Below are 14,064 nucleotides of genomic sequence, written 5' to 3' on the forward strand. Positions count from 1 at the left end.
TTAAAACAGTCCAGAGAGGCTGAGAAGGATAACGAATCAATTTGTGCACGTGTATGCACAAATGAGCGCCCCTCTCTGCCCTTTGCAGAAGGGGCTTTTTATTTGTCAAAAAGAGGTGTAAAAGATGGAACAAAAAGCAGTCATTCTTGATGAACAAGCGATCAGACGAGCGCTGACCCGAATTGCACATGAAATGATTGAGCGCAACAAAGGGATGAAAGATGTCATCCTTGCGGGGATCAAGACAAGAGGCATTCATCTTGCAAAGCGCCTTGCAGAGCGCATTGAGCAAATTGAAGGAAATCCAGTCATAGTGGGTGAACTTGATATTACGTTATACCGTGATGACCTGACAAAAAAGACAGACAACCAAGACCCGCTTGTGAAGGGTGCAGACATTCCAGCTGACATTAATGACAAAACATTAATCGTCGTTGACGATGTTCTGTTTACAGGCAGAACTGTCAGAGCGGCCATGGATGCCCTAGTGGATGTAGGAAGACCATCTTCCATTCAGCTTGCTGTACTCGTCGACCGAGGACACCGGGAGCTGCCGATTCGAGCGGATTATATCGGGAAGAACATTCCGACATCAAAAGCAGAGACAGTGATGGTTCAACTGAATGAAGTAGATCAAAACGACCTTGTCGCTATATATGAAAAATAACCTTTTTAAATGCATTCCAGAGAGTTTGCAAAGAGGGCAATAACAGAGACACTGAGCACGGTTAACAAGACGTGTACGGTTTTTCTAGGCCTCTTTGCGCATACTTGCAAAGAGGCTTTTTTATTGAAAAAGGACACATCTAGGAGGAAAAATCATGAGTCAGCAAAAAGCCAATTTAGGCATTCGAGATATCCCAAAACCGTTCACATGGCTGTCACTTAGCCTTCAGCATTTGTTTGCCATGTTTGGTGCGACCATTCTAGTACCAAAAATCATCGATATGAGTCCAGCCGTCGCGCTCATCTCAAGTGGTGTTGGAACCATAGTTTACTTAATCATCACAAGAGGCCAAATTCCGGCGTATCTTGGTTCGTCCTTTGCCTTTATCGCCCCCATACTGAATGTCAAAGCAACAGGCGGCCCTGGAGCCGCAATGGTTGGTGCCTTCATGGCGGGTGTCGCGTATGCACTCATTGCACTATTTATAAAATGGCTCGGCACAGGCTGGCTGATGAAACTTCTACCACCAGTCGTCGTAGGGCCGGTCATTATGGTCATCGGACTTGGACTCGCTGGAACAGCTGTTAACATGGCGATGTATGTTGATCCGAATGCCACTGAGCTTGTTTACAGCCTGAAGCACTTAACGGTCGCCGGCTTCACATTGGCTGTCACGATTATCAGCATGATTTTCCTAAGAGGCTTCCTAAGCTTGATTCCCGTATTAATCGGCATTATTAGCGGCTATCTCTTTGCCTTAACACAAGGCATTGTGAATTTTCAGCCGGTCATTGATGCAAAATGGTTTGCTGTACCAGACTTCGTCGTACCATTTGTCGACTATACACCTGCTGTGACATTAAGCATTCTCACTGTGATGGTGCCGGTTGCCTTTGTGACAATGTCTGAGCATATTGGCCACCAAGTGGTGTTAAGTAAAGTTGTAGGGCAAGATTTTATTAAAAAACCTGGTCTTCACCGCTCCATTTTAGGAGACAGTGCGGCGACAATCTTCGCTTCACTCATTGGCGGACCACCGACAACAACGTATGGAGAGAACATTGGTGTCCTTGCCATTACAAGAGTGTTCAGTATCTTCGTCATCGGAGGAGCAGCAGTCTTTGCTATCTGCTTCGGCTTTGTCGGAAAAATCTCAGCATTAATCAGTACAGTGCCGTCCGCGGTCATGGGAGGCGTTTCGTTCCTGCTCTTTGGGATCATTGCCTCAAGCGGTCTGAGAATCCTGATTGATCATAAAGTGAATTTTGAAGAAAAACGTAATCTCATTATCGCATCAGTCATTTTAGTCATCGGAATTGGCGGGGCATTCATTGAGGTGAAACAAATCAACCTCACGCTATCTGGAATGGCACTTGCTGCCATCACGGGTGTCCTGTTAAACCTGATCTTGCCGCAGCAAAAAGCGGAGGATGACGAGTCAAATGAATCGAATACAGAAAACCTTTTAAAAGAAGTCCAGTGAGGCTGACAAGGGTTCTAAAATGAGCAGAATGCACGAACGTGCCGCTGCTTCTTTTGGAGAACCCTAAGCTGCCGAGGCTTAGGGTTTTTTTGAACCTGAAAGTGATGAAAAACTAGAGGGGGAAGAAAAATGAATGATCTATCGACAATGAGTAGCTTAACTAAAGAAGAGATTTTACAGCTGATTGAAGAAGCAACAGCTCTCAAAAAGGGTAAGCAAGAACTTGGTTTAGCAGGAGAATTTGTAGCAAACCTCTTCTTTGAACCAAGCACAAGAACACGATTTAGCTTCGAAGTCGCTGAAAAGAAACTGGGGATGAATGTACTAAGCTTAGATGCGGCAAGCACCTCCGTCCAAAAAGGCGAAACACTATACGATACGGTAAAAACGCTCGAATCCATCGGCGTGAAAGCTTGTGTGATTAGAGACAGTACAGATGAATATTACAACGAACTGATTGGGAAGGTTGGGATTCCCATCATCAATGCTGGAGATGGCTGCGGGCAGCACCCGACCCAATCACTGCTTGACCTAATGACCATCTATGAAGAGTTTGGCGGCTTTGAGGGCTTAACGATTTCAATTCATGGAGACATCAAGCACAGCAGGGTGGCAAGGTCGAATGCTGAAGTGCTCTCAAGGCTGGGGGCGACCGTCCTTTTCTCAGGGCCTGCTTCCTTCCAAGATGAGCAAAATCCTCACGGAACATATGTCCAAGTAGACGAAGCCATTAAACAATCTGATGTGGTGATGCTACTTAGAATCCAGCATGAACGGCACACTGAAAAAATGGGCAATGAAGATTACTTATCGACTTATGGATTAACAGTAAACAGGGCAAACAACATGAAAGAACGAGCCATTATTATGCATCCAGCACCAGTAAACAGAGGTGTGGAGATAGATGATTCTCTCGTAGAATCAAAGCAGTCACGAATTTTCAAGCAAATGGAAAATGGTGTTTATGTCCGAATGGCAGTATTAAAAAGAGCTTTTCAAAATAGCAGACTACATCAAAAAGGGAGAGATTCTGTCTATGTCGTATCTCATTAAAAACGGTTTTATCTTATCAAGCACAGGCGAAAAAGTGCAGCAGGATATTAGGGTAGAAGGAGAAGTGATTCAAGCGATTGGTCACTTAGAAAGAGAAGACGGAGAAGAGGTCATTGATGCTAAAGGGCTATTTGTTTCACCAGGATTAATTGATCTGCATGTGCATTTAAGAGAGCCAGGCGGAGAGAAAAAGGAAACGATTGAAACAGGCTCTAAAGCGGCAGCAAGAGGCGGCTATACAACAATTGCAGCCATGCCGAATACGCGCCCAGTTCCAGATACAAAAGAGCAAATGGAATGGCTCATGAATCGAATCGAAGAGACTTCTTCTGTCAGAGTGCTGCCATACGCCTCCATCACAACTAGACAAATTGGGGAAGAGATGACAGACTTTGCAGCACTAAAAGAAGCAGGGGCTTTCGCTTTCACAGATGACGGGGTTGGCATCCAAACAGCAGGCATGATGTATGAAGCGATGAAAAAGGCAGCAAGTCTTGATCAAGCGATTGTGGCACACTGTGAAGATAACTCGCTCATTTACGGAGGATGCGTCCATGAAGGAGAATTTTCAAAAGCAAATGAATTAAACGGAATACCGTCCATTTGTGAATCGGTGCATATTGCAAGAGATGTTCTTTTAGCAGAAGCAGCGAACTGTCATTATCATGTATGTCATATCAGTACGAAAGAATCTGTGCGAGTCGTTCGCGATGCAAAAAAAGCAGGCATCCGCGTGACAGCAGAGGTGTCACCGCATCACCTGCTCTTATGTGATGCCGACATCCCAGGTCTTGACACAAACTATAAAATGAATCCACCGCTCAGAGGAAAAGAGGATCGCGAGGCACTAATTGAGGGACTGTTAGATGGAACGATTGATTTCATCGCAACAGACCATGCACCGCATACAGAAGAAGAAAAGAACGAAACGATGCAGCGCGCACCTTTTGGAATAGTCGGGCTTGAAACAGCGTTCCCGCTTCTGTACACACGATTTGTCAAAACGGGCGAATGGACATTAAAAGAACTCGTTGATTATATGACGATCAAGCCAGCAGAAGCCTTCTCCCTTCCTTTTGGAAAGCTGGAAGAAGGTCAAATCGCTGATATCACACTCATTGATTTAAACAAAGAAATGGCAATTGATAAAAAAAGCTTCTTATCAAAAGGACAAAATACACCGTTTGACAAATTGACTGTATCAGGATGGCCGGTCATGACACTTGCATCTGGGAAAGTCGTGTATGAAGAGGGGAGACTAGTAAAATGAAGAGACGCTTAGTGCTAGAAAACGGAACAGTATTCGAAGGAACAGGCTTTGGCAGCTTAGAATCATCAGTCGGAGAAGTCGTCTTTAATACAGGAATGACAGGTTATCAAGAAATTTTGTCTGATCCATCATACTGCGGACAAATTGTCACACTCACTTACCCGCTTATCGGCAACTACGGCATTAACCGTGATGATTTTGAATCGATCACACCGTTTGTAAAAGGGCTGATTGTGAAGGAACTTTGTGAAAAGCCCTCAAACTGGCGCTCTGCATACTCGCTCGATGAGTATTTAAAAATGAAAAACATTCCAGGGCTGAGCGGAATCGATACACGAAAGCTGACGAGAATGATTCGAAGTGCAGGCACATTAAGAGGTGCTTTTGCAGGACCGGATGAACAAGTAGAAGACGTTGTGAGCCGCCTTCAAACGATGCAGCTGCCAACAGATCAAGTAAGCCAAGTATCTGTGAAAAATGCGTATCCAAGCCCAGGAAGAGGAAAAAGAATTGTCCTTGTCGATTTCGGCATGAAGCATGGTATTTTGCGCGAGCTCAATAAACGGGACTGTGACGTCATTGTGGTGCCGTACAATATCACAGCAGATGAAGTACTGCAGCTCAAGCCAGATGGAATCATGCTTTCAAACGGCCCTGGGGATCCTGTGGATGTACCAGAAGCAGTCGAGATGATTCAGCAATTGATTGGAAAGGTTCCACTCTTTGGCATTTGCCTAGGACATCAATTATTCGCGCTTGCATGCGGCGCAAGTACTGAAAAAATGAAATTCGGTCACAGGGGCTCAAATCACCCAGTCAAGGAACTAGCAACCGGCAAGGTAACATTGACATCTCAAAACCATGGCTACACAGTTAGTGCCATTAATGAGGACGTGCTCGAAGTCACACATATCGCCCTAAATGACAATACAATTGAAGGTTTAAAACATAAAGAAGCACCAGCATTCACTGTCCAGTACCATCCAGAAGCATCACCAGGTCCAGAAGATGCGAACTACTTATTCGACCAGTTCATGGATATGATTCATACAACTGAGAAAGAAGGGGAAGAAGTATGCCAAAACGCGTAGATATCAAAAAGATTTTAGTGATCGGATCAGGTCCAATCATCATTGGTCAGGCAGCGGAGTTTGACTATGCAGGCACACAGGCTTGCTTAGCGCTAAAAGAAGAGGGCTATGAAGTCGTTCTTGTGAACTCGAACCCTGCGACGATCATGACAGATACAGAAATGGCCGATAAGGTATACATCGAACCACTGACACCAGAATTCTTAACACGAATCATTCGAAAGGAACGTCCTGATGCGATTTTGCCAACACTTGGTGGACAAACTGGATTGAACCTTGCTGTTGAATTATCAGACCTTGGCGTATTAGCTGAATGCGGTGTTGAAGTATTAGGGACAAAGCTGTCAGCAATCCAAAAAGCAGAAGACAGAGATCTATTCCGTAATTTAATGAATGAACTGAATGAGCCTGTACCAGAAAGTGAAATCATCCATAACCTAGAAGAAGCGATGGCGTTTACGAACCAAATCGGTTTCCCTGTCATTGTGAGACCCGCTTATACATTAGGCGGAACTGGCGGCGGAATTTGTACAAACGAGCAAGAATTGAAGGAAATCGTCGAAAACGGTTTGAAGCTAAGCCCAGTCACACAATGCTTACTTGAAAAAAGTATTGCAGGCTTTAAAGAAATTGAATATGAAGTCATGCGTGATAGCGGTGATCATGCGATCGTTGTTTGTAACATGGAAAACTTTGACCCAGTCGGTATCCACACAGGTGACAGTATTGTTGTGGCGCCAAGCCAAACGTTAAGTGACCGTGAATATCAGCTGCTTCGCAATGTGTCGCTCAAGCTGATCCGGGCACTTGGGATTGAAGGCGGATGTAACGTACAGCTGGCAATTGATCCAGACAGCTTTCAATACTATATCATTGAAGTAAATCCGCGTGTGAGTCGTTCTTCTGCACTTGCGTCGAAAGCAACGGGTTATCCAATTGCGAAACTTGCAGCGAAAATTGCTGTCGGCTTAACGCTTGATGAAATGATGAACCCAGTCACAGGTAAAACCTATGCCGCCTTCGAACCGGCACTTGACTATATTGTGTCTAAAATTCCGCGCTGGCCGTTTGATAAATTCGAATCTGCCAACAGACGTCTTGGCACACAAATGAAAGCAACGGGTGAAGTAATGGCGATCGGCCGTACGTTAGAAGAGTCGCTTCTAAAGGCTGTCCGTTCACTTGAAGCTGATGTGCATCACATTGAATTAAAAGATGAAGCAGATATCACAAACGAAGTGCTTGAAAAGCGGATTATCAAGGCGGGAGACGAACGGTTATTCTATATCGCCGAGGCGCTTAGAAGAGGGTATACGGTTGAACAAATACATGTATTCTCAAAAATTGATTACTTCTTCCTTCATAAGCTAGAAGGCATCATCGCTTTTGAAAAGACATTAAAAGAAAACAAAGGCAATCTAGACGTATTAAAAGAAGCGAAAGAAAAAGGCTTCTCAGACATCTATATTAGCCGCGAGTGGAATATGAATGAAGCGGACGTCTACACGCTAAGACAAGAAACAGGCATCGTACCTGTTTACAAAATGGTAGATACTTGTGCGGCTGAATTTGAATCAGAGACGCCATATTTCTACAGCACATATGAAGATGAAAATGAATCAGAACGTACAGACAAGAAAAGCGTCATCGTATTAGGCTCAGGTCCTATCAGAATCGGTCAAGGAGTAGAATTTGATTATGCGACCGTTCATTCTGTGTGGGCAATTAAACAAGCAGGCTATGAAGCAATCATTATTAACAACAACCCTGAAACGGTCTCAACAGACTTTAGTATTTCGGACAAGCTCTACTTTGAACCACTCACTGTAGAAGATGTGATGCACATTATCGATCTAGAGCAGCCTGAAGGAGTCGTTGTCCAGTTCGGCGGACAAACAGCCATCAACCTAGCAGATGAACTATCAAATAGAGGAGTGAAGATTCTCGGCACTTCCCTTGAAGACCTAGACCGAGCTGAAAACCGAGACAAGTTTGAACAAACATTAGAAACACTCGGCGTGCCGCAGCCTAAAGGAAAAACAGCTACGTCTGTGCCAGAAGCTGTAGCGATTGCTAATCAGATCGGCTACCCAGTTCTTGTCCGCCCTTCCTATGTATTAGGCGGTCGCGCAATGGAAATCGTTTATCAAGAAGCCGAGCTTCTTCACTACATGGAGAATGCAGTGAAAGTTAATCCGCAGCACCCAGTCTTAATTGACAAGTATTTGACAGGAAAAGAAATCGAAGTAGACGCTGTGTCTGATGGCGAAACTGTCGTGATCCCAGGCATTATGGAACACATTGAAAGAGCTGGGGTTCACTCTGGTGACTCGATTGCGGTTTACCCGCCACAAACATTGTCTGAAGAGATCAAAGCGAAGATCGCAGAATACACGATCAAGCTTGCAAAAGGACTCAACATTATTGGGCTGCTAAACATTCAATTTGTTCTCTCAAAAGGTGAAGTGTTCGTACTTGAAGTAAACCCGCGTTCAAGCCGGACTGTACCTTTCTTAAGTAAAATCACAGGCATCCCGATGGCGAACCTGGCGACAAAAGTCATTTTAGGAGACAAACTTAAAAACTATGGCTACGAAGAAGGACTTCACACAGAGCAAGAAGGCGTGTACGTCAAAGTTCCAGTCTTCTCTTTTGCAAAACTAAGAAGAGTTGATATTACACTCGGACCTGAAATGAAATCAACGGGTGAAGTCATGGGGAAAGATGTCACAATCGAAAAAGCTCTTTACAAAGGATTAATTGCATCAGGCATTCAAATTCCTAAAGACGGGACAGTTCTTCTGACAGTTGCTGATAAGGATAAAGAAGAAGGACTTGAGATTGCGAGAAGATTCCATTCAATCGGCTATCATATTTTAGCGACAGAGGGAACGGCGAATTACTTAAAACAAGCCTCCATCCCATCAAGTGTTGTCGGCAAAATTGGAGAAGAAGGCAAAAACCTTCTCGACGTCATTCGAAACGGAGAAGCCCAATTTGTCATCAACACTCTGACAAAAGGAAAACAGCCGGCAAGAGACGGCTTTAGAATCAGACGTGAAGCTGTTGAAAATGGTGTAGCTTGCTTAACATCGCTAGATACAGCAGAAGCCATTTTAAGAGTACTAGAAAGCATGACATTTAGAGCAGACGAAATGCCAGAAGTGAAAACGAATGCTGAGGTGACAGTAACGATATGAAAAAAGCATACTTGACGGTCGTCTCAAATCGAGAGATCGCTGATCATATTTACGAAATGACATTAAAAGGTGACCTTGTGGACTCCTTTCAAACGGCTGGACAATTTCTTCATATCAAGGTCAGCGAGTCCATGACACCGCTGCTGAGAAGACCGATCAGTATTGCCAATATTCATGCCGAGAAACAAGAAGCAACCATCATTTATCGCGCAGAGGGAGAGGGCACAAAGCTCCTTTCCCAAAAGCGAGATGGGGAATCCATCGATGTATTAGGGCCGCTTGGCAACGGATATGATCCTTCAGTTGTTCAACCAGGTCAGACAGCGTTACTAGTCGGTGGCGGGATTGGAGTACCGCCTTTATATGAGCTGTCCAAGCGTTTAACGAAAAAAGGCGTCATCGTCAAGCATGTTCTTGGTTTTCAATCGAAAAAGGATGTATTTTACGAGGAGAAATTCCAAGCACTCGGAGATACATTTATTGCAACAGTTGATGGGACATATGGCGCAAAGGGATTCGTGACAAATGTCATTGAAGAGATTGATTTGAGTTTTGATGTCATGCTTTCTTGCGGGCCGACTCCTATGTTAAAAGCACTAAAAGACTCTTACCCCGATAAGCCTGTCTACATTTCAATGGAAGAACGAATGGGCTGCGGAATTGGTGCTTGCTTTGCATGTGTCTGTCATACAGACCAGCACGAAAAAGCGTACGTCAAAGTCTGTCTGGACGGACCTGTATTTAAAGCAGAGGAGGTGGCATTGTCATGCTAAACGTTGAGTTACCGGGATTATCTTTAAAAAACCCGATTATCCCTGCATCAGGCTGCTTTGGATTCGGGAGAGAATTTGCTTCATTATATGACTTATCCGTGCTTGGCAGTATCATGATCAAAGCCACAACCTTAGAACCGAGATTTGGCAACCCGACACCAAGGGTAGCGGAAACAGGAGCCGGGATGCTCAATGCCATCGGTCTTCAAAATCCTGGCCTAAAAGGCGTGCTCGAAAATGAATTGCCTTGGCTTGAGCAGTTTGATACGCCTATTATTGCAAACGTGGCTGGCTCACAGGTCGATGATTATGTAGAAGTAGCGAAGCAGATCAGCCAAGCAAAAAATGTCCATGCCCTTGAACTGAATATCTCGTGTCCGAATGTCAAAACAGGCGGAATAGCCTTTGGAACAGATCCTCAAATGGCAGCAGCATTGACAAAAGCGGTGAAGGACGTATCCTCCGTTCCTGTCTATGTCAAATTGTCTCCTAACGTAGCCAATATTGTGGAGATTGCGAAAGCGATTGAATCTGCTGGAGCGGATGGACTCACGATGATTAATACGTTAATCGGTATGCGTCTAGATCTAAAAACAGGGAAACCGATTCTTGCCAATAAAACAGGCGGATTATCAGGTCCTGCGATCAAACCTGTCGCTGTGCGCATGGTACATGAGGTCAGTCAAGCAGTATCTATCCCGATTATCGGAATGGGCGGGGTGCAAAATGCTGAAGACGTACTTGAATTTTTACTAGCAGGTGCGAGTGCAGTAGCTGTTGGCACAGCCAATTTTGTGAACCCATTTATTTGCCCAGAAATCATTGAAGAACTGCCAAAAGTATTAGCAGCCTATGGGTATTCATCTGTAGAGGAATGTATCGGAAGGAGCTGGAAACATGAAGCACTTGCCCATCATCGCGCTTGATTTTCCATCAGGACAGGAGGCGCTCGCCTTTTTAGAACCCTTTGAAGGGACACCATTATTTGTAAAGGTCGGCATGGAGCTGTTTTATCAAGAAGGACCTGTCATCCTTGAGGCGCTGAAAGAAAAAAATTGCCGCATTTTCCTTGATCTCAAATTACATGACATTCCAACAACGGTGAAAAAAGCAATGAACCGGCTTGCCGCACTTGGCGTTGATCTAGTCAATGTACATGCTGCTGGCGGGAAACAGATGATGCAAGCTGCTTTAGAAGGGCTAGAAAGCGGGACACCTGCTGGACAAAAACGTCCAGGCATTATTGCAGTGACTCAGCTGACGAGTACGTCAGAAGACATGATGAGAAACGAATTACTTATAGACCGTTCGCTGCAAGAGACTGTCATCCGGTACGGGCAATTGGCATATGACAGTGGACTAGACGGTGTTGTTTGCTCTGTTCATGAATCCAAAGCCCTTCATGAGCATATCTCACCTGACTTCCTCACTGTTACGCCAGGGATTCGTTTACTAAATGATCAAACCGATGATCAAAAGCGCGTGGCGACCCCTGCTTATGCAAAAGAGCAAGGAGTTTCACAAATTGTTGTCGGAAGGTCAATCACAAAAGCTGATAAACCATTGGAAGCCTATCATCAAATTTTGAAAGAGTGGGAGTGACTGCCAGATGAAAACGAAAATCGCTAAACACCTATTACAAATCAAAGCGGTCTCATTGAAACCAGACGAACCGTTTACATGGGCAAGCGGTATCAAATCACCGATCTATTGTGACAACCGTCTTACCTTGTCCTATCCAGACGTCAGACACGACATTGCTGAAGGTCTGAAAGAGTTGATTCTCACTCATTTTGAGGGGGCAGAGGTAATTGCTGGTACTGCAACAGCAGGCATCCCGCATGCGGCATTAGCGGCAGACCGTCTAAACGCCCCGATGTGTTATGTCAGAAGCAAGCCAAAAGCACATGGAAAAGGGAATCAAATTGAAGGTGCCGTATCAAAAGGCCAAAAGGTAGTCGTCGTAGAAGATCTAATTTCAACAGGGGGCAGTGTGCTTGAAGTAGTCGCTGCTCTTCAAGAAGCGGGCTGTGATGTATTAGGCGTTGCCGCGATCTTCACATACGGTCTGCCAAAAGCTACGGCAGCATTCCAAGAGAAAAACATTCCATATGTCACTCTAACAGACTATGACACACTGACAGACGTGGCTCTTGAGCTGAAAGCAATCGAGCCTTCTGCTATGAATAAATTGAAACGCTGGAGACAAGATCCTTCCTCTGAATCTTGGATGGAAGAAACCGTTTAAAAAGCTGTGCGCAACCGCACAGCTTTTTCATTTGGTTAAAAATAGTAAAATAGACTCAAATCTAAATAAAAACTAATCCTATCAATAAAGTCGGGTTGACTTTTGTTTGAATTGTGTTAATATTTAAGACAAATTAAAACACTTATCCAGAGAGGTGGAGGGACTGGCCCGATGAAGCCCGGCAACCTGCGATTTGCAAGGTGCTACTTCCTGCAAAATGATTCTATTTTGAAAGATAAGGAAATCGTGAGCTTCCTCATCTTTCTTTCGGACTGAAAGGAAGTTTTTTTATTTTAACGGTGAGGGGGAAGTGAAGTAAAAGCAGGATGAAGACTTAATTGAAGCCTATACAGAAACTGATTGGGATATGAATTCAGTTTAGTTGCACTGATTGTTCAGGACGGTCAAGTGATTCAAGTGGAAGAAAACAGAAAAATGTAGTTGACGTAGTGCGGAGAGTAGTGATACTCCGGAAGGGGAGAAACAATGTTAACTTATGAAAATTGGCAGGAGCCGTCCATTACATTTCAAGAAGATGATTTGTATAAAGGGGCCTTATCTGTTCTGAAATGGGCATACGGTCATTATGGTGATCAGCTCGTTTATGCATGTAGCTTTGGTATTGAAGGCATCGTCCTCATTGATCTGATTGCGAAAGTAAAAAAAGATGCAAGAATAGTCTTTTTAGATACAGGTCTGCATTTTAAGGAAACGTACGACACAATTGATGCGGTAAAGGAAAGATACCCAGGTTTAGATATTGTGCTGAAAACTCCTGAGCTGACGGTGGAGGAGCAAAACGATCAGCATGGTGATCAACTATGGAAAACAGATCCTCAAAGCTGCTGCCATATGCGTAAGGTCATTCCTTTGCAAGAAGCGTTATCAGGCTACCCGGCATGGCTTTCTGGCTTAAGAAGAGAGCAGTCACCTAAGCGAGCAGGAACGAACTTTTTAAATAAGGATGAAAAATTCAAATCAGTGAAAGTATGTCCGCTTATCCACTGGACGTGGAAGGACATATGGAGATATGCATCTAGAGAGGAGCTTACTTATAATCCGCTTCATGATCAGGGATATCCAAGTATCGGCTGTGCCCCGTGTACACAGCCAGCATTTACTGCCGAGGATTTGCGGTCTGGCAGATGGTCAGGCACAGCTAAGACTGAGTGCGGATTACATGAGTAAGGGAGCATAGTGTATGGAAATTGCTGCAATTTTATTTAGTTTATTTTTCGCTCTAAACATTGGCGCGAGTGGTGCAGCTGCTTCAATGGGCATCGCGTACGGATCAGGTGCGATTCGAAAACCGATCTATGCACTCAGTGTATGTGCAGTTGGAATTTTAGCAGGTTCAGTTATTGGCGGTGGTGAGGTTGTCAAAACGATTAGCTCTGGAATTATGCCTGAATCCGTCATTACACTTGAAATTGTCTGTATTATCATAGGTTCTGCTGCATTATCACTTTTTATAGCGAATGTGATGGCCATCCCTTTATCAACGAGTGAGGTGACAGTAGGAGCTGTAGTCGGTGTCGCGGTCGCATATAAAGTATTGTATGTGAAATCCATTTTAGTCATTGTGGCATTTTGGGTTATCATTCCGCTTGTCGCCTTTCTTTTTACCTTTGTTGTAGTCAAAATCATCAGAATGTTCCCTAAACGGAAGCTGTCTAAAAAAGGAACAGTTATTTTATCCATTGTTTTAATCCTTAGTGGATTTTTAGAAGCATTTTCAGCAGGCATGAACAATGTGGCAAATGCAGTCGGCCCGCTTGTTGCCGCAGGCGTTTTGTCAGTTGGGCAAGGAACACTTTACGGCGGAATCTTTGTCGCCATTGGTGCCCTCTTGCTTGGCAGAAGGGTGCTTGAAACAAACGGAAAGAAAATTACCCGCTATCAAACGGGCGAGGGGATATTGCTTTCTGGTACCGGTGCTGGACTTGTCATCGTCAGCTCTATTTTTGGGCTACCAGTCCCGCTTACCCAAATCACCTCTTCGTCTATCATTGGGCTTGGCATGGCAAAAGGCGGACCTAATATTTTTCATAAACATGTGGTGAAAAAAATGCTGAAAGTGTGGGTAGTATCTCCCTTTTTATCACTTAGTCTATCGTATTTGCTGGTGAGTCTTTTCTTAAAAGGAGACTATTACACTATCTTTATTATGATGAGTGTACTGCTTGCTTCACTTGGTGCGCTAAGTCTGATGAAGGCAGTAAAAAATGAAAGTAGCTCGATTCATGAACAGGGCGGCGGGATTTAATTTTAAATCCGAC

Annotated in this window: 13 protein-coding genes and 1 riboswitch; all 13 genes read left to right on the forward strand. The window is 44.3% G+C overall.

Annotation, left to right across the window (positions count from 1 at the left end):
• Positions 1 to 124 precede the first annotated feature (124 nt).
• A complete protein-coding gene (gene pyrR / locus MHI35_RS07380; RefSeq protein WP_012009892.1) occupies positions 125 to 667 on the forward strand; it encodes a bifunctional pyr operon transcriptional regulator/uracil phosphoribosyltransferase PyrR in 543 nt (180 codons plus the stop codon).
• A 154-nt stretch (positions 668 to 821) separates the two neighbouring features.
• Complete coding sequence (locus MHI35_RS07385; RefSeq protein ID WP_211063868.1) at positions 822 to 2,150, forward strand: solute carrier family 23 protein; 1,329 nt, start codon at positions 822 to 824, stop codon at positions 2,148 to 2,150.
• A 129-nt stretch (positions 2,151 to 2,279) separates the two neighbouring features.
• Positions 2,280 to 3,203, forward strand: coding sequence for an aspartate carbamoyltransferase catalytic subunit (locus MHI35_RS07390; protein ID WP_211063867.1), 924 nt, complete (start codon positions 2,280 to 2,282; stop codon positions 3,201 to 3,203).
• Positions 3,187 to 4,473, forward strand: coding sequence for a dihydroorotase (locus MHI35_RS07395; RefSeq protein ID WP_211063866.1), 1,287 nt, complete (start codon positions 3,187 to 3,189; stop codon positions 4,471 to 4,473). The genes MHI35_RS07390 and MHI35_RS07395 overlap by 17 nt, the downstream gene beginning before the upstream one ends.
• Positions 4,470 to 5,564 carry a carbamoyl phosphate synthase small subunit gene (locus MHI35_RS07400; RefSeq protein WP_144469887.1) on the forward strand — a complete coding sequence of 365 codons (1,095 nt, stop codon included), beginning with the start codon at positions 4,470 to 4,472 and terminating at the stop codon, positions 5,562 to 5,564. The genes MHI35_RS07395 and MHI35_RS07400 overlap by 4 nt, the downstream gene beginning before the upstream one ends.
• Complete coding sequence (carB, locus tag MHI35_RS07405; RefSeq protein WP_211063865.1) at positions 5,549 to 8,764, forward strand: carbamoyl-phosphate synthase (glutamine-hydrolyzing) large subunit; 3,216 nt, start codon at positions 5,549 to 5,551, stop codon at positions 8,762 to 8,764. The genes MHI35_RS07400 and carB overlap by 16 nt, the downstream gene beginning before the upstream one ends.
• Positions 8,761 to 9,537 (forward strand): dihydroorotate dehydrogenase electron transfer subunit, encoded by a 777-nt coding sequence (locus tag MHI35_RS07410; RefSeq protein WP_211063864.1) that lies wholly within the window; start codon positions 8,761 to 8,763, stop codon positions 9,535 to 9,537. Before carB ends, MHI35_RS07410 begins: the two co-directional genes overlap by 4 nt.
• Positions 9,531 to 10,463 carry a dihydroorotate dehydrogenase gene (locus tag MHI35_RS07415; RefSeq protein WP_144521321.1) on the forward strand — a complete coding sequence of 311 codons (933 nt, stop codon included), beginning with the start codon at positions 9,531 to 9,533 and terminating at the stop codon, positions 10,461 to 10,463. Before MHI35_RS07410 ends, MHI35_RS07415 begins: the two co-directional genes overlap by 7 nt.
• Positions 10,435 to 11,139, forward strand: a complete 705-nt coding sequence (gene pyrF, locus MHI35_RS07420) for an orotidine-5'-phosphate decarboxylase (RefSeq protein WP_211063862.1) — start codon at positions 10,435 to 10,437, stop codon at positions 11,137 to 11,139. The genes MHI35_RS07415 and pyrF overlap by 29 nt, the downstream gene beginning before the upstream one ends.
• A gap of 7 nt (positions 11,140 to 11,146) precedes the next feature.
• Positions 11,147 to 11,785 carry an orotate phosphoribosyltransferase gene (gene pyrE / locus MHI35_RS07425; protein ID WP_144521325.1) on the forward strand — a complete coding sequence of 213 codons (639 nt, stop codon included), beginning with the start codon at positions 11,147 to 11,149 and terminating at the stop codon, positions 11,783 to 11,785.
• 139 nt (positions 11,786 to 11,924) lie between these two features.
• Positions 11,925 to 12,027, forward strand: a riboswitch (SAM riboswitch).
• Positions 12,028 to 12,145: 118 nt separating this feature from the next.
• The gene (locus MHI35_RS07430) at positions 12,146 to 12,226 is read left to right on the forward strand and encodes a DUF2292 domain-containing protein (RefSeq protein WP_249407424.1); all 81 of its coding nucleotides are present in this window, start codon (positions 12,146 to 12,148) and stop codon (positions 12,224 to 12,226) included.
• 45 nt (positions 12,227 to 12,271) lie between these two features.
• A complete protein-coding gene (locus tag MHI35_RS07435; RefSeq protein WP_144521327.1) occupies positions 12,272 to 12,973 on the forward strand; it encodes a phosphoadenylyl-sulfate reductase in 702 nt (233 codons plus the stop codon).
• Positions 12,974 to 12,986: 13 nt separating this feature from the next.
• Entirely contained in the window at positions 12,987 to 14,051 is a 1,065-nt protein-coding gene (locus MHI35_RS07440) for an inorganic phosphate transporter (RefSeq protein ID WP_144521329.1), read from the forward strand.
• Positions 14,052 to 14,064 lie beyond the last annotated feature (13 nt).

It is taken from the genome of Bacillus sp. FSL K6-3459, from assembly GCF_038003305.1.
Taxonomy (GTDB): Bacteria; Bacillota; Bacilli; order Bacillales; family Bacillaceae; genus Bacillus; species Bacillus pumilus_O.